The 21,357-nt window shown below is 69.9% G+C and carries 18 protein-coding genes; 2 read left to right on the top strand and 16 right to left on the bottom strand.

Features of this window, described 5'->3' with window-relative positions; all coding sequences use genetic code 11:
• Positions 1 to 33: 33 nt before the first annotated feature.
• Genes VHA73_14730 through VHA73_14695 form a run of 8 tightly spaced genes read right to left on the bottom strand, consistent with a single transcriptional unit; the run spans position 34 to position 9,425 of the window.
• Entirely contained in the window at positions 34 to 1,251 is a 1,218-nt protein-coding gene (locus VHA73_14730) for a hypothetical protein (protein HVX19282.1), read from the bottom strand.
• Positions 1,248 to 2,606 carry an MCE family protein gene (locus tag VHA73_14725; protein HVX19281.1) on the bottom strand — a complete coding sequence of 453 codons (1,359 nt, stop codon included), beginning with the start codon at positions 2,604 to 2,606 and terminating at the stop codon, positions 1,248 to 1,250. The genes VHA73_14730 and VHA73_14725 overlap by 4 nt, the downstream gene beginning before the upstream one ends.
• Positions 2,603 to 3,619 (bottom strand): MCE family protein, encoded by a 1,017-nt coding sequence (locus tag VHA73_14720; protein HVX19280.1) that lies wholly within the window; start codon positions 3,617 to 3,619, stop codon positions 2,603 to 2,605. The genes VHA73_14725 and VHA73_14720 overlap by 4 nt, the downstream gene beginning before the upstream one ends.
• Positions 3,607 to 4,725 carry an MCE family protein gene (locus VHA73_14715; GenBank protein ID HVX19279.1) on the bottom strand — a complete coding sequence of 373 codons (1,119 nt, stop codon included), beginning with the start codon at positions 4,723 to 4,725 and terminating at the stop codon, positions 3,607 to 3,609. Before VHA73_14715 ends, VHA73_14720 begins: the two co-directional genes overlap by 13 nt.
• Entirely contained in the window at positions 4,722 to 5,807 is a 1,086-nt protein-coding gene (locus tag VHA73_14710; protein HVX19278.1) for an MlaD family protein, read from the bottom strand. Before VHA73_14710 ends, VHA73_14715 begins: the two co-directional genes overlap by 4 nt.
• Complete coding sequence (locus VHA73_14705) at positions 5,780 to 6,817, bottom strand: MlaD family protein (GenBank protein ID HVX19277.1); 1,038 nt, start codon at positions 6,815 to 6,817, stop codon at positions 5,780 to 5,782. The genes VHA73_14710 and VHA73_14705 overlap by 28 nt, the downstream gene beginning before the upstream one ends.
• Positions 6,796 to 8,676 carry an MCE family protein gene (locus tag VHA73_14700; GenBank protein HVX19276.1) on the bottom strand — a complete coding sequence of 627 codons (1,881 nt, stop codon included), beginning with the start codon at positions 8,674 to 8,676 and terminating at the stop codon, positions 6,796 to 6,798. The genes VHA73_14705 and VHA73_14700 overlap by 22 nt, the downstream gene beginning before the upstream one ends.
• The gene (locus VHA73_14695; protein HVX19275.1) at positions 8,676 to 9,425 is read right to left on the bottom strand and encodes an ABC transporter permease; all 750 of its coding nucleotides are present in this window, start codon (positions 9,423 to 9,425) and stop codon (positions 8,676 to 8,678) included. Before VHA73_14695 ends, VHA73_14700 begins: the two co-directional genes overlap by 1 nt.
• 146 nt (positions 9,426 to 9,571) lie before the next feature.
• Here VHA73_14695 and VHA73_14690 point away from each other — a divergent pair, with 146 nt between their 5' ends.
• Entirely contained in the window at positions 9,572 to 10,195 is a 624-nt protein-coding gene (locus VHA73_14690; GenBank protein HVX19274.1) for a TetR/AcrR family transcriptional regulator, read from the top strand.
• A 41-nt stretch (positions 10,196 to 10,236) separates the two neighbouring features.
• Here the strand turns inward: VHA73_14690 and VHA73_14685 are convergent, their stop codons facing one another.
• From VHA73_14685 to VHA73_14660, 6 genes are read right to left on the bottom strand one after another with little or no spacing between them, the layout of a single operon-like run.
• On the bottom strand, positions 10,237 to 11,184 hold the full coding sequence (locus tag VHA73_14685; protein HVX19273.1) for an NAD-dependent epimerase/dehydratase family protein: 948 nt from the start codon (positions 11,182 to 11,184) through the stop codon (positions 10,237 to 10,239).
• Positions 11,185 to 11,187: 3 nt separating this feature from the next.
• Positions 11,188 to 12,192 carry an NDP-sugar synthase gene (locus tag VHA73_14680; GenBank protein HVX19272.1) on the bottom strand — a complete coding sequence of 335 codons (1,005 nt, stop codon included), beginning with the start codon at positions 12,190 to 12,192 and terminating at the stop codon, positions 11,188 to 11,190.
• Positions 12,189 to 13,022 (bottom strand): hypothetical protein, encoded by an 834-nt coding sequence (locus VHA73_14675; GenBank protein HVX19271.1) that lies wholly within the window; start codon positions 13,020 to 13,022, stop codon positions 12,189 to 12,191. Before VHA73_14675 ends, VHA73_14680 begins: the two co-directional genes overlap by 4 nt.
• A gap of 11 nt (positions 13,023 to 13,033) precedes the next feature.
• A complete protein-coding gene (locus VHA73_14670) occupies positions 13,034 to 14,389 on the bottom strand; it encodes a glycosyltransferase family 4 protein (GenBank protein ID HVX19270.1) in 1,356 nt (451 codons plus the stop codon).
• Complete coding sequence (locus VHA73_14665) at positions 14,386 to 15,588, bottom strand: glycosyltransferase family 1 protein (GenBank protein ID HVX19269.1); 1,203 nt, start codon at positions 15,586 to 15,588, stop codon at positions 14,386 to 14,388. Before VHA73_14665 ends, VHA73_14670 begins: the two co-directional genes overlap by 4 nt.
• Positions 15,585 to 16,835, bottom strand: a complete 1,251-nt coding sequence (locus VHA73_14660) for a glycosyltransferase family 1 protein (GenBank protein ID HVX19268.1) — start codon at positions 16,833 to 16,835, stop codon at positions 15,585 to 15,587. Before VHA73_14660 ends, VHA73_14665 begins: the two co-directional genes overlap by 4 nt.
• 257 nt (positions 16,836 to 17,092) lie before the next feature.
• On the opposite strand from VHA73_14660, the gene VHA73_14655 reads away from it, so the two are divergent.
• On the top strand, positions 17,093 to 18,055 hold the full coding sequence (locus VHA73_14655; GenBank protein HVX19267.1) for a GDP-L-fucose synthase: 963 nt from the start codon (positions 17,093 to 17,095) through the stop codon (positions 18,053 to 18,055).
• Positions 18,056 to 18,186: 131 nt separating this feature from the next.
• Here VHA73_14655 and VHA73_14650 read toward each other — a convergent pair whose 3' ends face one another.
• On the bottom strand, positions 18,187 to 19,125 hold the full coding sequence (locus VHA73_14650) for a UDP-glucuronic acid decarboxylase family protein (GenBank protein HVX19266.1): 939 nt from the start codon (positions 19,123 to 19,125) through the stop codon (positions 18,187 to 18,189).
• Positions 19,125 to 21,344, bottom strand: coding sequence for a nucleotide sugar dehydrogenase (locus VHA73_14645; protein ID HVX19265.1), 2,220 nt, complete (start codon positions 21,342 to 21,344; stop codon positions 19,125 to 19,127). The genes VHA73_14650 and VHA73_14645 overlap by 1 nt, the downstream gene beginning before the upstream one ends.
• Positions 21,345 to 21,357: the final 13 nt, after the last annotated feature.

The following is a 21,357-nucleotide window of genomic DNA, read 5'->3' as shown; positions in this document are numbered from 1 at the left end:
CTACCCTCCCGCGGGCACGGGGTCCGCCCGATCTCAGGGCGCGGTGGTGGGCGAGGCCGGAGCGGTGGTGGTGGTCGACGACGACGAGCTGCCGGCGCCCGGCGTGGTGCCGGCGCCGAGGTTGGAGTCGTTGAACCCGAGGCGCGGCCCGTCGTTGGTGACCTGGTCGACCTTCCACGTCCCCGACTCGCGAACCAGCTCGACTTCGACGTACACCGGGTGCGTCTCGGACTCGGTGCCGGCCTTCAACGTGAGCGACACGACGCACACTGCCGTGGTGTGGTTCCCGCTCGGCTCGTCGACGTAGACGGACACCGGCTCGGCCTTGATGGTGAAGTGCGCAGTGGTGGTCGACCCTTGTCCCTGGCTGCGCGCCGCTTCGATCTTGGGGCGGAACGCCTTGCTGGCGAGCTGCGCCAGGTGGGTGAGGCTGGCCGTGGGCTTGGTGGAGTCGTACGTGAACAACGTCTGGGCGAACTCGCCCGCTGCCTGACCGGCGGTCTGACGCTGGTCGCGTGCCGAGGTGAGGTCCTGCGCGTGGCGTCGCTGGGCGAACGCGTAGGACCCGGCCAGCACGACCAGCACCACCAGCACGCCGAGCGCCACCCACCACAGGGGACCTGCGCCGGGGCGCGCCCCGTCGTCGGCCTTGGCTGCGTCGATTGCCCGCGCGCGGCCTGGCCGGGTGGCGACATCGGCGCGTCGGCCCCTGGCGGGCAGCGGGTCGGCGGTGTCGCGGGCACTCCCCGGGGCCGACCCAGCCTCGACCTCGGCCCGGTAGCGGGCGAGGTCGCGAGCCGACGCGCCCGGCACGCCCGACGCGCCCGACACCCCCGACACGCCCGACGCCGGGACCTGGGACAGGCGTTCGTCGCGATCACGCTGGCGCTGTTGCTCTTGCAGCTCCTGGAGCTGGGCCTCGAGCTGTTGGATGCGCGCCTTGTTCTTGCCCTTCTTCTTGGGCGGCTTGGGCGCATTCGGCCCCGCGTCGGGCTCGCCCGCAGAGGAGTCCGGCGCCAGGGCCGACCGACCCGACGCCCGGTCGCCGTCCCACGCTCGCTCACCGGTCGACGACTCCTCGCTCGCCGGGCTGGCGGCCGAAGGACCGACCGACTCGCCGGCCGTGCCGGAGCCGGCCGTCACCGACGGGGAGGGCCCGTGTGGCTCGGAGGCTCCTGCCGACGACGGCTCGTCCGGCGACTCGGGCGCCGCGCGCTGCTCGGGCTCTTCAGGCTGGTCGTCAAAGGTCAAGAGAGTCCATCCGTGTCGGGAGGCGAGGAGTCACCGGGCCCGCTCCGGCCACCGGCCGCCAGGGCCTTGATGCGGTCCCATGGTCGCAGAACCGTGAGGCCGAGAAGCGCCGCCAGCACCAACAGCCCGATCAGCGCCGGCCACAAGTAGCTCTTCCAGCCGGTGGCGTTGACCTTCTTGTCCGACGACGGGCCGAGCGACGGTTTCGACGCAGCGGGCGCCGGCGGTGTCGTGACGCCCTGGTTGCCGACCGCCGACGAACCGCTCCCGGCGCCGGCGGTACTCGACGGCGCGCCGGCGGTCCCGGCGACGCGGGGTGCGTTGCAGCCCGGCACCGACGTCACCTTTGGCAGGGCCAGCGGGGTCTTGAAGACCTTGGGCGGGTTGAACGACGCGGTGAACACCAGCCCACCGCCGATGTAAGGGCCATCGGGCCCGTCGACGCGGATGCTGTGGACGATCGCCGCCGTCTCGGGTGACAGGTCGATCAAGCGGGTGAACGAGCCGAGGATCGCCGGGGTGTTCAGCGCGTGGAACAGCCCGCCTGCGGCGTCGACCGTGCAGCCGATGTCGGGGCCGCTCTTGGTCAGCAGATCGCTGACGTCGTGCAGCAGGGTCGGGGTCTTGTCGAGGAGCGCGACGAGGTTGGCCTTGTTGTCGGCCAGCACCTGGGCGAGCGATGCGAGGTTGTCGAACCCGGCGCCGAGCGAGTCGCGGTGCGCCGCCAGCGTGTGCACCAAGGTGGTGAGGTCGTCGGCGAGCTGATCGAGCAGCGGGCCGTCCTTGTCCACGTCGCCGGTGAACTGGTCGGCGCTGGCGATCAGCCGCCGGAAGTCCTCGCCACGACCTTCGACCCCCTCGGCGGTGGCGCGCAGGAGCCGGTTCAAGTCGGTGGTGGGCACCGCGTCGAGCAGGCGGCTGACCGAGTTGAACAGCGTCGAGTAGTCGAGCGGCGTGGTGGTGCGGGCCACCGGGATCACCGCACCGCCCTGGAGGCGCGGCCCGCCAGGGTCGCGCCCGCCCGTCGGGGTGAGGTCGACGTACGGCTCGCCCACCACCGACTTGCGTCGCACCGCGGCGTCGACCTGGGCGGGCAGCTTCACCCCGCGGTTGATCTTGAGGTCGACCTTCACGTGGTGGCCGACCAGCTGCACCGAGCCGAGCTGGCCCACGCTGACCCCGCGGTACGTCACGCCGAACCCGCTGCGCAGGCCGGGCGAGGTCGAGAACTCGGCGGTGACGTGATAGGGCCGGGTGTACGCGTCGGGCCGCAGCACGTTGGTGATGTCCCACCACAGCAACACGAGGAACAGCGCGGCGAACACCGCCAAGTTGATCCGGACCCGGGTGCTCACGGGATGAGCCCCTGGATCACGGGCGGCAACGTGCCGCTGCCCAACGTGGTGGTCGACACGTGCACCCACTCCGCCATCAGCAACTGGCCTTTGCTGACCACACGCGTGAGCCGGGGTACTGCCATCGCGAAGTGGTCCACCGCGGCGGTGATGATCGAGCTGTTCTGGTTGAGCGAAGCCAGGATCCCGTTGGCCTCACGGATCAGCGAGCTGAGCTGCTGCGCGTGGGGCTGGATGACGTTGGTGTTCGTCGAGACCAGCAGCTTGTTGAACTCGGTCAGCGTGGTGAAGAACCGCTGGCGATCCGCGGTGAGCATCGTGGTGGTGCGGCTGACGTTGTCGAGCAACGTGCTGAGCTGATCGCGCAGGGGCGCGAGCGACGCGCCGAGCTGGCCCAGGTTGTCGATGGCCTGGCCGATCTGCGGCGACTGGTTGCCGAGCAGCCCGGCCAGGTCGGAGAGCTGGCCGATCAGCCGGTGCAGCTGCGGGCCACGGCCGTTGAGCGCTTCGGCGCCCGCGTTGACGATCCCGCCGATGTCGTTGGCCGACACGGCTTGCAGCAACTGCCCGGCGCGGCTCACCACCGACTCGACCGGCGGTGTGGTCTCCGTCTCGCGGAACGCGTCGCCGCGGTGCAAGAACGGCCCCGACGTCTGGCCCGCAGGGAATCCGATGTCGACGAAGTACTCGCCGAGCAGCGTGCTCTGGCGGATGGTGGCCACCGCATCGGCAGGGATCGGATGGGCGTCGGAGATCGAGATCGTGACCTCGGCCCGGTAGTTCCGCAGGCGGATGCGGCGGACGCTGCCCACCACCACGTTGTTGATCTGCACGTTGTTGCCGACGACCAGCCCTTGTGCATCGTCGAACGTGGCCCGCAGCGACAACGGGCCGGTCGGCGCGCCGATCGTCTGGAGCTGGCAGCCACCGAGCACCAGCGAGGCGAGGAGGAGCGCGACGGCCAGCGCCACACGTGCTCGGCGGATCGGCGCCAGCCGGCTCACGACGTGCACCCGAGGACGGTGGACAGCACCGGCGACTGGCACAGGATCGACTCGAGGCCGGTGTTCTGCACGAGCGCCTGGGCCGCCGGGGTGCCGAGGATGATCTGCGCGGTCGGCCCGAGGATGCCGCCGGCCGCCTGCACCAGATCGACGCCGAGGAGCAACTGCTTGCCGACGGGGTCGTACGCGTTGATGAGGCTCTGGGCGACTTTCGGGAAGCTGCCGATGAGCGCTTGGAACGTGTCGGAGTTGTGCTGCAGCGTGAGCCCGAGCTGCGCGAGGTTGGCGAGGTCGCCCGGCAGCTGGTTCTTGTACGTGTCGAGGAGCGACTGGCCCGCGCCGATCAGCTGGTTCGCCCCCGTCAACAAGTTGGAGACCGCGGTGCGCTGGTCGGCCAGCGTGCCGGTGGCCTGCGAGAATCCGTCGATCACGTGCCCGAGCTGCTCGCTGCGACCGTTCACCGCCGAGGCCAGCGTGTGCAAGTTGCGCGCGGTCTGGAGGATCTGCTGGTCCTGGGCGGCGAGCTGCGTGCTGAGCGACGATGCGCTGCCCAGCAGGTCGTTGAACGTCTGGCCGTGCCCGTCGAACGCGTCGGCGCCGCTCTTCACCAGCCGGGTCACCGCGTTCGGGTCGATGGCGGCGGCGAGGTCGGAGAACGCCTTGAGACCGTCGTCGGGCTCGACCGGCACGCTCGTGTGCTTCGCAGGGATGACGAAACGGCCATCGGTGAGGTGGTCGGCGATCTCGGGTTGGCCGGGCGTCCACGCCGGCGACAGCACGACGTTGCGCTCGCCGATGATCGTCAGCGCCTGGATCGTGACCTGTACGTCGGTCGGCAACGGCACGTCGCGGTCGATCTTCATCTTGACCTCGATGCCGCGGTTGCCGTCGATCTTCACGGACTGCACGGTGCCGGCGTCGGCACCCATGACCTTCACTTTGGAGTGCGCGTACAGCGCCACCGCCTCGGGGAAGTACGCGACGACCGTGTACCCGGCCTTGCCGCCGCCGAGGTAGGAACAACCCGGCAGGACCGCCGCCGCGACGAACGCCACCGCCGCGAGCACCACCCCCGCTCGCCGGGTCCGGCCGCGACGAGCCGCCGCGCGGGTCACGGGTTGCCCCCCACGAGCTGGCGCAGGATGTCGTTCATCCGGCTCAAGTTGAGGGGCCCGATGCCAGTGACCTGCACCCGGAAGGCCTTCGGCCCCGCCACCGCGCTGAGCCGCTCGAAAGTGGGGGCGGCGTACGTGAGGCCGGCGTTGACGTTGCCGATCTGGCGCTGCGACACCTGGAGCGTGCGATGCAGATCGGAGAGGATCGAGTCGATCTGGGCCCGCTTGGTGGTGATGAGGTTGCCGAGCTGCTGCACGATCTGGCTGCCGTTGCCGAGCGCCGAGCTCAACTCGTCGCGCCGGCTGTTCAACACGTCGAGCAGTTGATCGGCCTGGTCGATGAGCTGGACGAGCTGCTGGTCGCGGCTGGCGAGCGTCGAAGTGAGGCGCTGGCTGTTGGTGAGCAGCTGGCTGAGCTGGGCTTGGCGCGACGTGACCGCTTTCGACACGAGGTCGAGGTTCTGCAACAGCGCCGGCAGGTCCGGCGACGTGGACTCCACGTTGGTGGCGACTTGCCGGAGCAGCTTGTCGACCGTGGGGATGTCGATCTTGTTGATGTCGGTGGTGAAGTCGCCGAGCGCGGACGTCAGCGTGTACGGCACCGACGTGCGCTGGATCGGGATGCGCCGCTGCGAGCCCGGCCGGTGCTCGTAGCTCGTGCCGCCGGACGTGTTCGACAGCTCGAGGACGTCGCCGCCGAGCAGGTTGGTGGCACCGATGTCGGCCCGGGTGTTCGGGCCGAGGTGCACACCGTGGTTGACCTTCCACGTGATGACCACCTGGCCGTGGTGGAAGTCGGGCGACACGCCGGTGACCTGGCCGACGTTGACGCCCGCCAGGCGCACGTTGGCGCCCTTGTGGAGCCCACCCGTGTCGTGGAACACGCCGCTCATCTGGTACTGGTGCTTCAACAGCCCGAACGTGCCGACCGCCATGGCCGTGCCGACCAGGGCGGCGAGGAACGCCAGCGACACCAGCCCGACCGGAATCGGGTTGAGGTCGCGCGCGGAGGGCAGGCGCGGGAAGCGGAGCCAGCGTGGCCGGCGCGGCAACTTCATGGCACCGCGTACGGGGTCGTGCACGGCATGTGCGTGAACTGGAAGCAACTGCTGTCGATGCGGATGAAGTCACCGCCGTTGACCGCCGAGAACAGCGAGGCGAACGTGGCAGGCAGGCCCTTCAGCGACGCCTCGATCTGGGGCAGCTTCCCGGTGAGGGTGTTGGCGAGCTGCGCGGAGTTGTCGAGCAGCGACTTCAGCTGCTGCTCGTTCGCACCCAGGACCTGGTTGAGGCTGGACCCGGCCGTCGAGAAGTTGCTCAGCGCCTGCTCGAACACGTTCGTGTTGTCGGAGAACGCCTGCGACAGCAACACGAGGTTGTCGATCATCGTCTGGATCTGGCCGTCGCGCCTGGAGAGCACCGAGCCCAGCGAGTTGTAGTCGGTGAGCATCTGCTGGATCGTGCTGTCGCGGCTGGCGAGCGTGGCGGAGATGGTCCGCAAGTTACGGGTGATGTTGGTGATGTTCGCGTCGTTGCCGTCGAAGGCCTGGGTGAGGGTCTGGAAGATGGTGTTGAGCTGCGCCGGGTCGATCGCGGTGGCGAGCGGTTGGAGCGCGTTGAACACCGAGCCGATGTCGACCGTGGACGTGGTCTCGTGGCTGCCGTCCGGGTTCTTGGCGGTCGCCGAGAACAGCGCGCTGCCGTTGGTGGACACGAACGACGTGGCCTTGGCCGCCGCGGCTGGGTCGAACTTCAAGTTCAGGTAGCGCTGCCCGATCAGGTTCGGCCAGCGGATCTCGACGGTGGTCGCACCTCGGGGCAGCTTCACGGACTTGTCGATCTTGAACCGCACCTTCGCCAAGTCACCGTCGAGGTGGATGCTGGTGACCTGTCCGACTGGCACCCCGGCGATGCGCACCGGGTCGCCGGTGTTGAGCCCGCTGGCGTCGCGGAACGTGGCCGTGAGGTTGTAGCGGTCCGTGAAGCTGAAGTTGGCGAGCTGAGCGCCCATGTACAGCGCCATGAGCCCGGTGACCAGCACGAACCCGGTGAGGCGGACGACCTTGAGCTTCATGGCACGACCGGTGTGCACGCCACGGGCACCTTCGCGTTGGCGCACACCGACGTGAAGAAGTCGCCGAAGACCGCGCCGCTCAGCACCCCGCCAGGGCCGGGCAGGCGCGCCGCGCTGCCCACCCGGTCGAAGAACTGGTTCAGCACGTCGAGGATGCTCGGGAACTTGCTGCTCTGGTCGTACGCGATCTTCAGCACCCCGGAGCCGTCGTCGAACAGCTGGGTGATGCCCGCGCGGTGCTGGTCGAGGTACGTGGCGAGCTGGCCGGACAGCGACGACGCCTGGTCGAGGACGCTGGTGAGCTGGTCGCCGCGCGCGTTGAGGGCGGGGAGCACGCTGTTGAGCGCGCCGGTGGTGGTCTGCAAGGAGCCGACGTGCTGCTCGAGCGTCTGGGTGAGCGCGTTGAGGTCGGCCAGGAAACCGGGGATCTGGTCGGCGTGGGCCGACACGATGTCGGTGAGCTTCGAGGTGTTGTCGAGCAGGTCACCGAACGTGGGGCCGAGGCCGGTGATCCCTTGCGCCACGGTGTGGATCACGGTCTGGAGGTCGTCGATGTCGATCTCGTCGAGCACCGTGCCGGCGTGGCTCACCAAGGCGGTGAACGCGGCGGACGTCTTCGTGTGAGGAACACGGTCGCCGTCGCGCAGGAACGGTCCGTGCACCTCGTCGGCGCCCGGCTCGAGGTTCACGTAGCCAGGGCCGAAGACGGACAGCGGCTCGATGCTGGCGACCGTGGTGGCGGCCACCTTGGTGCCGGGGTGCAGCTTCATGATGACGTCGACCACCCCGCCGTCGCCGAGGTGGATGCCGGTGACCGAACCAACGGTGACCCCGCGGATCTTCACGTCAGACGTCGTGGACAAGCCTTGCACGCTGCTCGTGAACCGAGCGTGCAACTGGAAGCCACCCTTGAAGTAGCCGAGGCCGTACTGCAAGAACACGAACGAGAGCCCGATGAGCAGCACGGCGCCGGCGGTGGCGACCACCAGGCGGATGCGGAGCGGGAGCTGGTCGGGCATCAGCCGGTCAGGCTCACGGTGGTGTTGTTGCCCCAGAACACGTAGGAGAGCAACAAGTTGACGATGACCAGCCACACGATCGTGGAGCGCAGCGCCTTGCCGACTGCACGGCCGACCCCGGCCGGCCCGTCCGACGTAGTAGCCGTAATAGGTGTGGACGAGCGAGATCAGGATCGCGAACACCACGACCTTCAACGTCGAGTACAGGACGTCGATCGGTGGCAGGTAGAGGTGGAAGTAGTAGTCGTAGATGCCCGGCGACAGCCCGAGGAAGGTGGTGGTCACCAGGCGGGTCGCGAAGAACGACGTGATCAGCGCCACGAAGTACAGCGGGATCAGCGCGACCACGATCGCCACCAGGCGGGTCGAGACCAGATACGGCAGCGACGGCACGGCCATGACATCGAGCGCGTCGATCTCGTCGTTGATGCGCATCGCCCCGATCTCGGCGGTGAACGACGAGCCGACCTGCGCCGCCAACGCGATGCCGGCGATCACCGGGGTGATCTCGCGGGTGTTGACGTACGCGCCGACCAGTCCCGTGAACGACTGTGCGCCGATGGCCTGCAGGCCGTTGAACGCCTGGAGTCCCACGGTGCCGCCGACGAACAGCGACATCGCGGCCACCACGAACACCATGCCGCCGCCGACCACGTACGCCCCGACGCCGACCGTGATGTCCGACACGTGGCGCCAGATCTCCTTGCGGAAGCGCCGCACGGCCATCGGCGTGTGGCCGATCGCCCGCCCGCAGAAGTACAGCCACGAGCCGAAGCCGCCCGCGCCCTCGAGGATCCCCGTGGCGGTCTGGCTGACCGACCGGACCACCGACTCGCGGGTGCGCAGCGCGGCCGTCATCAGATCTTCTGCGGCACGAACACGTAGTAGATGCTCGTGATGACGTAGTTGATGGCGAACACGAGCAGCACGGTGAGGACCACGGCGCGCCGGACCGAGATGCCGACGCCCGCAGGGCTGCGGTCGCAGGTCATGCCTCGGTAACAAGCGACGGCCGCGGCCACCATGCCGAACAGGAACGCCTTGAACATGGCGACCAGCAGGTCGGCCACCTGCAGCAGCGCCGTCGCGCCGGAGAAGTACGCGCCGGGGCTGACCTTCTGGATGATCACGTTGAAGAAGAAACCGCCGCCGACCCCGGCGAAGATCACCAACGGCACGAGCAGCATCGCGATGACCCCGGCCGCCCACAGCCTCGGGGTGACCAGCCGGTGCACCGGGTTGACCGCCATGACCTCCATGGCGTTGAGCTCGTCGCGGATGTTGCGCGCGCCCATGTCGGACGCCATGGCGGACCCGCCCGAGCCGGCGATCAGCAACGCTGCGGCCAAGGGTGCAGCTTGCTGGACGATGCCCAACATGACCGCCGAGCCGGTGACGGACTCGGCACCGAGTTGGCGTGTGAGCGAACCGACTTGGAGCGCCACGGTCGCGCCGAGCGGCAGCGCCACGGCCATCACCGGCAAGGTGGTGACCTTGGCGAAGAACAGGCACTGCTCCACGAACTCGCGCCACCACATGCGCACGTCCCACGAGCGCCGCAGCCCCTCGATCGTGAGAGCCGACAACTCCCCCAGCTCGGTGAGCATCCCCAGAAGCTTCGCTGTCAGCACGGGCGACTCCCGGCACGGCTGCGCCGCGCCGCGTGCAACACGGCGACGAATATGTCGGTTTGTGCTAATTTGCCCGGTTGGTGGGAAGGCGAGTGGTGGTCCGTCCTGCGGCACGGGGGGTCATGGAGGTCGACTTGCGCGGCCTCGCCGATGCAGCCGTGACGCCACCCCCGCCGGAGCTCGACCGCTACCTCGATGCCGCGGCGGCGTGCTTCGCTCGCCACGGGCTGTTCCGCACCACCGTGCAGGATGTGGCTCGGGAGCTGGGCGTGAACCGCACCACCGTGTACCGGCAGGTGGGCACCGTCGACGACATGGCCCGCCAGCTCGCCGCCCGCGAGGCCTGGCGCCTGCTGAACTCGCTGACCTGGTCGCCCGACGCACCGGACGGGCCAGCCATCGTGGTGGATGCGGTGGAGCACGTGGTGACCTCGGCCCGGGCGCACCCCGTGCTGGCGAAGATCCTCAGCGACGACCCCCACACCCTCCAGATCCGCCTCACGAGCGAGCTGCCCGCGCTGCTCGCCTGGGTGGTCGAGCGGGTGACCCCTCCCCTGCAGCAGGCGATCGACGGGGGCATCCTGGCCGAGGTCGACCCCAGTGCGACCGCCGAATGGCTCGTGCGGATGGCGTTCAGCTTGGTGTTCGTGCCCGCGCTCGACGATCTGCGGACGCTGTTGACGTCGCTGATCGTGCCGGCGCTCAGCCCGCACGCCTCCCCCGAGCCATTGCGACATAGGGGTTGAACTGTAGCACTCGGCCCCGAACGGACGTGACGGACGGCACGTCAGGATCGGTCGTGGAACCACCTCAGCACCGCCGCCGATCCTTCGGGCAGCGTGGTCCACGGCTCCCACCCCAGATGGATCGCCGCACGTGACGCGTCGAGGGCGGAGCGTTCGAGTTCGCCCGGTCGGGCCGGCGCGTGCTCGGGCTCGCCAACGACGCCGGCCAGTCCCGCCATCGTCCGGTAGAGGTCGACCACCGACGTCTCCACACCCGTGCCGATGTTCAACACCAGGCCGCTGCCCTTCTCGGCGGCCCGCACGAACGCATCGACCACGTCATCGACGTAGACATAGTCACGGGTCTGGCGCCCGTCGCCGAAGATCGTGCACGGCTCACCGCCCAGCAGCCGTCCCGCGAAGATCGCCACCACGCCCGCCTCGCCGTGGGGGTCCTGCCGAGGGCCGTACACGTTGGCAAGCGCGAGCGACGTGTACTCGATCTGGTACAGGTCCCGGTAGACGTGCAGGTAGTCGGTGACCACCTTCTTGGCGACGCCGTACGGCGAGACCGGCTGCTGCGCGTGGCTCTCCTTGATCGGCAGCTCGGTACCCGGCACGTCGCCGTAGATCGTGCCGCCGCTCGAGGCGAACACGACTTTGCGGGCGCCGCCCTGCCGTGCTCCCTCGAGCACCTGCAGGCTGCCGACCACGTTGATCGCCGCGTCGAGCGCCGGGTCGGCGACCGAGACGCGCACATCGACCTGCGCCGCGAGATGGAAGACGACCTCGGGCTGGCGGCGCGCGATCAACGCGGTGACCCCGGGGTCACGGATGTCGATCTGGTGGAACGTGACCTCGTGTGACCGGTCGGCGCGCGCCTCGGCGAGGTTGGCGAGACTGCCGCGGGAGAGGTCGTCGACCACGTCGACCGCGTGGCCCTCGGCGAGGAGCCGGTCGACCAGAGTCGATCCAATGAACCCGGCTCCGCCCGTCACCAAGGTCCGCATCGGTCAGTCGGGGCTCGGGCGGCGGACGCCGCGCAGCTGCTCACCCGGCGCGACTTTCTCGCCCGCACCGATGACGGCCACCTCGTCGAGGCTGGCGCCGGCACCGACCGTGGCGTTGCGCCCGACGATCGATCGGATGACGTGCGCGCCTGGCTCGATCACTGCGCCGGGGAACACGATCGCGTCGATCAGCACGGCGCCCTCGCCCACCGACGCTCCCCGACCCACGACCGAACGCTCGACGGTGGCAGCGCCGTCGATCTCGGCGCCCGGTTGCACGCCTTCCCACACGCGGCCCCGCACGCCGTCGAGCAGGTCGAGTTGGGCCTCGAGGTACTGCGCAGGCGTGCCGGTGTCGAGCCAGTAACTCTCATCGGCCAGCGCGTACAGTCGGCCATCGGCCACCACTTGCGGGAACGTCTCACGCTCCACCGAGACCTTCCGGCCGCCCGGGATCCGGTCGATCATCGACGGCTCGAACACGTACGTGCCGGCGTTGATCAGATCGGTCGGGGCCTCGTCTCGGGGAGGCTTCTCGACGAACGCCAGCACGCGGCCCGACTCGTCGGTGGGCACCACGCCGAACCTCGACGGGTCTTCCACCCGGTGCAGCGCGATGGTGGCCTCCGCGCCACGCTCTTCGTGGAACGCGAGCAGCGCGCCGAGATCGAGGTCGGTGAGCACATCGCCATTGACCACCACGAAGCGATGGTCGATCCCGGCGTCGAGGGCGGCGAAGCGGATCGCGCCCGCGGTGTCGAGCGGCTCGGGCTCCACTGCGTAGTGAAGGCTCACTCCGGCACAGACCCCGTCGGGATAGGCGGCCTGGAAGTGATCGGGGCGGTAGCCGAGCGACAAGACCGCGTCGTCGATACCGTGACCCGCCAGATGCTCCAGGACATGCTCGATCATGGGCCGGTTCACCACCGGCAGCATCTGCTTGGGGGCGTCGAGGGTGAGCGGGCGCAGCCGCGTGCCGAACCCGCCGACGAGGACGACCGCCCTCATCCGCCCGCAGCCGCCGTCGTCGACGAGCCCGCGGAAGTGGAGGGTGTGGTGGTGGCGGTGGTGGCCGCCGTGGTGCCGGAGCCGACGGTGGTGCTCGGCGTGGACGATCCCGGCGTGACCGTCTGGTCGTTGCCACCCTCTGCCTGAATCAGGTAGTGGATCGAGTTGTCGTAGTTGGGCAGCGGGATCTTGGCGTCGGCGGGGCCGTAGAAGATCGTGAGCGCGCCGCCGTTGTGGCCGAGCCAGATGTTGCCGAAGCCGCTGGTGTAGATCTTGTCGGGCGGGGTGGTGACGGCCTTGTTGTTCTTGGTGGCGTGCTTCCACTCGGCCACGCGCAGCACGGCCTTCTTGCCGCCGGGGCAGGTGCCGGGCACCTTCACGTTGGCGCCATCGCCCACCGAGTTCTTGGGGATCACCAGCGCCTTGTTCGACAGGCGGACACCGGCGCCGCTCAGGAACACCTTGAGCTGCGCGTGCTTGCCCTGCACCGTGATGCTGTACGGGTGGATGTGGATCACGCCGTCACCGTGGGTGTGGATGCCCACCTGGCTCTCGAACTCGGGGAGCGCGGTCTGCCACTTGCCGCAGATGTTGAAGCCGTACGCCTCGTGGATGTGATCGCCGCCGGGGCTCGCCTGGTTGGTGAGATCGGCGGCTTTGGGGAAGTCGCTGGGCTGCGAGCCCTTCAACAAGACGATGCTGATCACGCCCAGCACGAGGATCGTGCCGATCACTGCCGGGAAGCCCCATTTCGCACGACGCGCGCCACCCGAGGGCTTCTTCCCCTGCGTGATGCGGGCCACCTTCTTGGCGGAAGACGCCTTACCCATGGCGGGCCAACCTACCGGCTCTCACGAGGCGTCCGAGACCGCCCACCGGGCGCGAGCGTGACCCGGCCATCGGGTCCGACCCCCTTGCCCGGCCGGGGGGCGGGCCAGCGCGAACGAGGCGCCGCGTGACGCGCCTCGATCAACTCCACGAACAACGACTCGTACGAGGCGGCCACCGCGGCGGGCGACAGCCAGCGCTCGACGAACGCCCGGCCGGCCTGTCCCATCTCGGCGCGCCGGGCAGGGTCGTGGACCAGTTGGCGCACGGCCTTGGCGAACGGCTCGGCCTCGTCCGGCGCCACGGCGATGCCGGCACCGGCTGCGGTGACGGTGCGGGCCACTTCGGTACCGCGGTCGACACTGGCCACGACCGGTCGGCCCGCGGCCAGGATCGAGTACGTCTTCGACGGCACGCTGGAGCGGGCCAAGCCCGCCTTGAGCGGCACGAGGTGGATGTCGGCGGCAGCCAGCACCTCGGGCAACCGCTCGCGCGGCTGCATGTCGACGAAGCGCACGTTCGCCATGCCGGCCGCTCGGCGTTCGAGCTCGGGGCGACCCGAACCACCGCCGTTGATCACGAAGACGACGTCCGGATCGTCGGCGAAGCCGGCGGCCGCGTCGATCACCATGTCGAGCGACTGCGACAGGCCGACGTTCCCCGCGTACATCACCACCGTCTTGGCCTCGAGGCCGTACTCGCGCCGGTAGGAGTTCTCGGCGGGGCCTGGCCGGATCCGCTCGGTGTCGACGAAGTTCGGGATCACCCGGACTTTCGAGGCGTCGCCCCGGCGCCGCCCGGCGAGCTTGGCCACCACGTTGTCGCGGAGATCGTCGGACAAGACGGTGACGGCGTCGGCACCCTGGTACGTGAGCCGTTCGAGCGCGCTGGCTGTGGCGATGACCCGCGGGTTGACGATCGCGCCCAGCTCGACGGCGACGTCGGGAAAGACGTCTTGGATGTTGAACACGAACGGCACGCCGAAGCGCTTCGCCGCGCTCCACCCGGCCGCGCCGAGCGTCAGGGGCGGCGACATCGCCAACACGGCGTCGGGGCGTGCCCGGCTGGCGAGCGCCACCAGCTCGCTCAACGCAGTGAACCCGGCGAACGCCGCGGCCCGCGCCGGGATGTTGCGCTTGTCGGTGGGGAACGGGTGGACCCGGGTGACCCGACCCCACGGGTGGTCGTCGTGGCGGACCCAGCGTCCCTCCCACTCGGGCTCCACCCGGTGGTGCTCGTACCAGGGCAGGGCCGTCACCAAGTGCAGCCGGTGCCCTCGATCGACGAGACCGGCCGCGATCGCCGACATGACCTCGCCGGTGGGGGCCAGGTCAGGGGCGAAATGCGGGCAGAGGATCAGCAGGTTCATCGAGCGGCCACAGCCCGGCGGTACGCAGCAGCGAGCTGCTCCGACGCGATCTCGTCGGAGAACGTGGGCGCGGCGGCCCGCTGCACGCCCGCGGCGCGCAGGTCTTGGCGGAGGGCAGGGTCGTGGAGGAGTCGGCGCATGGCCGTGGTCCAAGGCTCGGCGTCGTCGGTCGGGACGAGGATCCCGGCGCCGGCCACCACTTCGGCAACCGCCCCGACATCGGACGCGATCACCGGGCAGCCGGCGATCATCGCTTCGAGTGCCGGCAGGCCGAAACCCTCGTACTGGGACGGAAACGTTAGTGCGGTCGCTTCGGCCAGCAGGACTCCCAGGTCACGCCGGGGGATGCGCCCGACCCGCCGGACCGATGCGCCGATCCCGAGCCGCTCGACGCGGGCGGCGACCGAGTCCTCCTCCCCCGCCGCGGCACCGGTGAGCACGAGCACCGGCGGGGCGGTGATGGCATCGACCGCGCCGCCCTCCTGGTCGACCAGCGCGGCGAAGGCGTCGAGCAACAGAGCATGGTTCTTGTGGGGATACGTGATCGCCGGATACACGAAGAACGGGCCGGGCAGCCGGTACGTGGCTCGAACCCGGGCGCGCTCCGCGTCGCTCGGCGATTCGAGAACCCCCCGCGGCCAGCTGAACCGACTCAGCCACATCCGCTCGTCGGGCACGCCGAGGCGGTCGGCCACCGTGCGACCCGAGGCCTCGGTCGGCGTGAGGACGAGGTCGGCGGCGCGCACCGACCGGGGCAGCATCCACTGGAGGTACCGGCGCTTCACCGGCGCGAAGTACGCGGGGTGCTCGAGCACTTGCACGTCGTGCACGGTCAGGGCCACGCGGGCACCGCCCATCCAACGGCCGCCGACCGGCACGACACCGCCGGCATGGTGCACGACGTCGATGTGGTCGCGGCGCAATCGCATCGGCAGCCACAGCGTCTCGGCCAGGACTCGCATCGGCCGCTGGGCCCCGTCGAGGTCGACCAGGTGGTGCTCGAACTGGCCGAGGAGGTGAGGGTGCGCGGCGGCCAGCCGGGCGAGGCCGTACAGCACCACCTCGATGTCGTCGTGGAACCCGGCGGCCTGCGCGGCCGCGAACGAGTGCAGGAGCGACACAGTGCCCACTTCGGTGCCACCGACCACCCCGGGCACCATCCACAACGCGTTGACGCCGACGCGGATCTTCCCGCTCACCCGGCGGCCTCCCGGTACGCGCCGACGGTGAGCTCGGCCGTGCGCGCCCAGGTGTACGTCGCAGCCCGGGTCCGGGCCCGCGCGCCAAGCTCCGCCGCGCGCTCGCGGTCCTCGAGGAGCTCCACCAGCGCCGCGCCGATCGCGTCGTGGTCGCGGGGATCGACCACGACCCCAGCGTCTGCGGCCACTTCCTCCGTGGCCGTTCCTCGCGAAGTGACGACCGCGGCGCCCTGGGCCATCGCCTCCAGCACCGGCATGCCGAAACCCTCGCGCAGGCTCGGGTAGCAGAAGGCCGCGCAGGCGGCGTACAGCACCGGCAGGTCGCAGGGTGCGACGAACCCGAGCCGATGAACCCGCACATCGGTTCCGTCGAGGCGCCGCAGCTTGCCGTCGAGGTCCTCGTTCCAGCCATCCGGTCCCACGAGCACCAAGTCGACGCCTCGCCCCGCCACCGTCTGCATGGCGTCGATCACCGCCGCCAGGTTCTTGCGCGGCTCGACCGTGCCGACGAACAACACGAACGGCCGGTCGAGGCCCAACGTGGCGCGGGCCCGGTCGACCTGTTCGGCGCTGACCGGCGCGGCCTCGACGCCCCACGGCACGACCCGCAGGCGGTCCGGCTCGAACCCTGCGGCGACGCACTCGTCGTTGGTGGCACGCGACGGCACCAGCACCAGGTGGGCGTGGCGCCGCGCCAGGTCGGTGCCGCGCCGGAAGAACCGGTTGCCGTGGCGGGTCGCGTGGTCGGGCTCGGCAAGGAAAGCCAGATCGTGGACCGTCATCACCAACGGCGCGGCCGTCGGCGGGACCGCGATGGCGGTGCCGTGCACCACGTCGACCGGTCCGGTGGCGCGCTCGACGTGCGGCCGCCGCACGGCGTGCCACCCCTCGTAGAGCGCGAGGGTTGGCAAGGGGAGCTGGTGCACCGGCACCGTCGCCGGCGGCCGAAAGGCCCGCGACGGCGACGTCGCGTGCCGAGCCGACACGCCGACCAGGTCGACGTCGGGGCGGGCAGCCAGCGCGCCGACCAGCCCGAGGATCGACGTGGCCGTGCCGCCGGGCACGCGCTGCCAGCACTGCTCGAGGGTCACGGCGACCCGCAGCGACCGGCCGGCCGTCACCGTCGACGCTGTCACCGTTGCCGCTGCGGCGTCTCCCGGCGCTGCGTCACCCGCGGCGTCTCCCGCGGCGTCACCCGGCGCGGCGTCACCCGGCGGGCGCGACGAGGTCGGTCCGGCGGTCGACATGACGGCACATTCTCGCACGCGACCCCGGTCGCCTCACGGAGCACCCACCCACCAACCCCCGCTGTGAGCACCCAGCCACCACCCAGGCAGCCAAACGCTCACAGCTCGGAGGGGACGGCCACCACCAACCCCCGCTGTGAGCACCCAGCCACCTCCCAGGTAGCCAAACGCTCACAGCTCGGAGGGGGGGACGGGCGATGGCGGGGGACCGGCGTCGCCCGCGGGGCCCGAGGTTGGCTCCGGTAGCATCGGGCGCCATGGCGTTCACCTGGTCGGAACACCGCGTCCTCGTCACCGGAGGGCACGGCTTCCTCGGTGGGGCGCTGCTCGAGCGCCTGCGTCGCCGGGGCGCCAACGAGGTCGTGGCCCCTCGCAGCGCCGAGTTCGACCTGCGCGACCCCGCCGCGGTCGCCGCCATGTTCGAGACGCACCGGCCCGACCTCGTGATCCACCTCGCGGCGCGGGTCGGCGGCATCGGCGCCAACCAGCAGCACCCCTCCGACCTCTACCTCGACAACTTGCTCATGGGCACGTACGTGATCGAGGAAGCGCGGCGGCGACAGACCCCGAAGACGGTGGTGGTCGGCACGATCTGCTCGTATCCCAAGTTCACGCCGGTGCCGTTCCAGGAGACGTCGCTGTGGCAGGGCTACCCCGAGGAGACGAACGCGCCGTACGGGATCGCCAAGCTCGCGCAGCTGGTGCAGCTGCAGGCCAACCGTGCGCAGTACGGCCAAAACGGCATCTACTTGATGCCCACCAACTTGTACGGCCCTGGCGACAAGTTCCACGCGGCCGTGTCGCACGTGATGCCGGCGCTGATCAAGAAGTGCGTCGAGGCCCGCGAGCGGGGCGCTGACCACATCGAAGTGTGGGGCACCGGGTCGGCCAGCCGCGAGTTCCTCTACGTGGACGACGCCGCGGAAGGCATCGCCCTCGCCGCGGAGCGCTACGACGGCGCCGAGCCCGTGAACTTGGGCGCCAACCAGGAGATGCCGATCAAGGATCTCGTCGAGCGGGTCGTCGCGGCCACCGGGTTCACCGGCGAGATCCGGTGGGACACGACGAAACCCGACGGGCAACCCCGCCGCCGGGTCGACGCCAGCCGGGCGCACGAGCTGTTCGGCTTCACGGCCAGCACGCCCTTCGACGACGGACTGCGCCGCACCGTCGAGTGGTACCTCGCCAACCGGGCAGCCGCCGAGTCGCGCGACCACTGAACCCGCCGACCAGCCAGCACGCCCTTCGACGACGGACTGCGCCGCACCGTCGAGTGGTACCTCGCCAACCGGGCGGCCGCCGAGTCGCGCGACCACTGAACCCGCCGACGGGGCAGCCCGCGGGCTGAGGGTCACGCGTCGAGCACGCCCCGGAAGTACTCGATGGTCTTGGTGAGGCCGGGTTCCAGCTCGACCTCGGGCTGCCAGCCGAGCTGCTCGATCGCCCGAGAGATGTCGGGCTGGCGGCGAACCGGGTCGTCGACCGGCAACGGCTCGAACACGATCTCTGACGACGACTCGGTGAGCTGCACCACCTTCTCGGCCAACTCGAGCACCGTGTACTCACGCGGGTTGCCGATGTTGGTGGGGCCGATCAGCGAAGAATCCAACAGGTCGAGGAACCCGCGGACCTCGTCGTCGACGAAACAGAAGCTCCGGGTCTGGTTCCCGTCCCCGTAGACCGTGAGCGGCTTGCCCTGCAACGCCTGGACGATGAAGTTCGACACCACCCGCCCGTCGTCGAGCCGCATCCGAGGGCCGAACGTGTTGAAGATGCGCACGATGCGGACGTCGAGGCCGTGCGCGCGGTGGTACGCCATCGTCATCGCTTCGGCGAACCGCTTGGCTTCGTCGTACACGCCGCGGGGGCCGATCGGGTTGACGTGACCCCAGTACGACTCGGGCTGCGGGTGCACCTGAGGGTCGCCGTAGACCTCGCTGGTGGACGCCAAGAAGAAGCGGGCGCCCTTCGCCTTGGCGAGACCCAGCGCGTTGTGCGTGCCGAGGCTGCCGACCTTCAGGATCTGGATCGGGATGCGCTCGAAGTCGGCCGGCGAGGCCGGACTGGCGAAATGCATCACCACGTCGACGGGCCCCGGCACCCACACGTACATGCTCACGTCGTGCTCCACGAACGTGAAACCGCGACGGCCGAAGAGCCGGTCGATGTTGGCGAGCGAGCCAGTGATCAAGTTGTCGATGCAGACGACCTGGTCGCCCCGATCGAGGAGTCGGTCGCAGAGGTGCGATCCGAGGAAGCCGGCGCCGCCGGTGACGACGACCCTGGCCATCAGTTGCGGCCGATCGCCGCGTACGCGAAGCCGCGGCGGTGCAAGCCCTGGCGGTCGAGCACGTTGCGGGTGTCGACCACCCGCCGCTCCGCCATCAGCTCCGCGACCTTGTCGAAGTCGAGCCACCGGAACTGATCCCACTCGGTGAGCACGACCAGCACTTGCGCCCCTTCGCACGCCGCGTACGGGTCGTCGGCCACCTCGACCTCGGGCAGCTCGGGCACCGGTCCGTGGATCGCCGGGTCGTACGCCCGGATGCGGGCCCCCCGCGAAGCCAGGCGACGCATGATCGCGACCGCCGGCGAGTCACGGGTGTCGTCGGTGCGAGCTTTGAACGTGATGCCCCAGACCGCTATCGGCAGGCCCTCGACCGACCCGCCCGCCTGCTCGAGCACCTTGTCGACCACCCGCACGAACTGCTCTTCGTTCACCGCGATCACACCGCGCAGCAAGTCGAAGTCGTACCCGCCCTCCTCCGCGATGTGGACCAACGCCCGCGTGTCTTTCGGAAAGCAGTTGTGGACCACCAGCCCGTGGGTGGCGACCACCGTGTGGGTGACGGGCACTTCCAGCGAGTACACCGTGCCCTCAAAGTGTCGGCGCTCCGCAGCGGCGACCCGAACCCACGCCGCGTTCTTCGACAGGCGCCGGTACCCGTTCGGCGCGTTTCGCTCCGTGAACCGCAGCGAGTGCGCACGGATCCTGGCCTGCTCCTCCTGGGGCAGCAACCAGCACGCATCGGCCACTTGGTCGGCGCCGCTGATGGTGAGCCGGTACATGTCGACCGTCGACATCGCGGTCTGCCCGACCGTCAGGCGAGCGACCACGCCCAGGTCGCCGAGGAGACGCACCATGCCGTCGGCGAGCTCGCGCGACACCGTCTCGTATTCGAGGACGGCACTGGCGGATCGGTCGACCCGGGACCAGGAGCCGTCACCGTCCCACAGCGCCCGCAGCACGGCCTGCTTGTGCTCGTCGCCCAACCGCCACACGTCGTCGGGCAGCCGTTTCCCGTACGCGTCGCGCCCGGGTCGCAGCCCATCGTCGGAGAACGCCGCCAAGATCCGCTCCACGTCGGCAGGCCCGGCCTCTGCGGATGGCAGCGGGGCGTGCTGTGCCACGGGGAGCCAGTCGACCTCAGAAAGGTCCGAAGCCACCTTGACGGACACTTCGTCAGCGTCGATTCCATCGCCGCAGACGAACGGGTGATCGGCAGTGACCGTGATCCGGCGTCCCATCTCCGTGTGCACATCGACCACGTCACCGACGTACGGACGCGAGGTCAACGCAGCGACCGGCATGAACTCGGGCGTGGGATCGCCCGACTGCCAGGAAAGCGCCTCGAAGCCGGCGAGCCCAACCCGCTCCACTTCGGCAAAGAGCTCGTCGTAACGCATCAACCGGACGTGATCACCGCGGCGGACCAACACGGTCTCGGCACCGACGAAGCAACTTCCGCCCCAGCCGGGGCCGGGGCGCAGGAACTCGTGGCCGATGCGCTTGTCGTAGCCCATGCCGAGCACGACGTCGTTGACGTCGGCGCCGACGCCTTCGCACACGGCCGCGATGGCGTTGACGAACGAGACCTTCGAGGCCAAGAACGCGTTCGACGCGTACTTGATCAGCTCGGCCGAGGCAGGGTCGGTGACCATGATCGGCGCGGTGAGACCCATGTAGAGCGAGGCGACACGGATGGCGGCCCCCTGGTCGTCACAGCCGATGACGACGCGGTCAGGGTGGAGGAAGTCGTTGACGGCCGAGCCTTCGCGGAGGAACTCGGGGTTCGAGACGACGAACACGTCGCCGCGGCCGAGCACCTGTCCGACCACGTTGGTGGACCCGACGGGCACCGTCGACTTGTTGATGACCACGGCTTCGGACCGCAGATGGGGTGAGATCTGGCGCGCGGCGGCTTCGATGTAGCTGAGGTCGGCCGACCCGTCGAGGCCTTGGGGGGTGGGCACGGCCAAGTAGACGAACTCGGCGTCCGCCACCGCAGCGGGAACATCGGTGGTGAAGCGCAGCATCCCCGACTGGAGCCCCTCGGCGACGAGCTCGTCGAGCCCCTGCTCCAGGATCGGCACGTCGCCCTCCGACAACCGGCCCACCCGCTCCGCGTTGATGTCCGCACACACGACCGAGTGCTCCAGATGGGCCAAGCAGGCCGCCGTCGTGAGTCCGACGTAGCCGGCGCCCAGCACCGCGATCTGGCTGCTCATCCGAAAGACCTCT

The sequence above is a fragment of the Acidimicrobiales bacterium genome (genome assembly GCA_035547835.1).
Classification (GTDB): Bacteria; Actinomycetota; Acidimicrobiia; order Acidimicrobiales; family Iamiaceae; genus DASZTW01.
The sequence above is the reverse complement of the archived record's forward strand: the minus strand, read 5'-3'. Positions and strand labels throughout refer to the sequence as shown.

Bases quoted from the DNA above. Each gene is read 5' to 3' on its own strand.
- VHA73_14700 (HVX19276.1), bottom strand. From the start codon at position 8,676: ATGACGGCCGCGCTGCGCACCCGCGAGTCGGTGGTCCGGTCGGTCAGC.
- VHA73_14695 (HVX19275.1), bottom strand. From the start codon at position 9,425: ATGCTCACCGAGCTGGGGGAGTTGTCGGCTCTCACGATCGAGGGGCTG.
- VHA73_14690 (HVX19274.1), top strand. From the start codon at position 9,572: ATGGAGGTCGACTTGCGCGGCCTCGCCGATGCAGCCGTGACGCCACCC.
- VHA73_14685 (HVX19273.1), bottom strand. From the start codon at position 11,184: ATGCGGACCTTGGTGACGGGCGGAGCCGGGTTCATTGGATCGACTCTG.
- VHA73_14680 (HVX19272.1), bottom strand. From the start codon at position 12,192: ATGAGGGCGGTCGTCCTCGTCGGCGGGTTCGGCACGCGGCTGCGCCCG.
- VHA73_14675 (HVX19271.1), bottom strand. From the start codon at position 13,022: ATGGGTAAGGCGTCTTCCGCCAAGAAGGTGGCCCGCATCACGCAGGGG.
- VHA73_14670 (HVX19270.1), bottom strand. From the start codon at position 14,389: ATGAACCTGCTGATCCTCTGCCCGCATTTCGCCCCTGACCTGGCCCCC.
- VHA73_14660 (HVX19268.1), bottom strand. From the start codon at position 16,835: ATGTCGACCGCCGGACCGACCTCGTCGCGCCCGCCGGGTGACGCCGCG.
- VHA73_14655 (HVX19267.1), top strand. From the start codon at position 17,093: ATGGCGTTCACCTGGTCGGAACACCGCGTCCTCGTCACCGGAGGGCAC.
- VHA73_14650 (HVX19266.1), bottom strand. From the start codon at position 19,125: ATGGCCAGGGTCGTCGTCACCGGCGGCGCCGGCTTCCTCGGATCGCAC.
- VHA73_14645 (HVX19265.1), bottom strand. From the start codon at position 21,344: ATGAGCAGCCAGATCGCGGTGCTGGGCGCCGGCTACGTCGGACTCACG.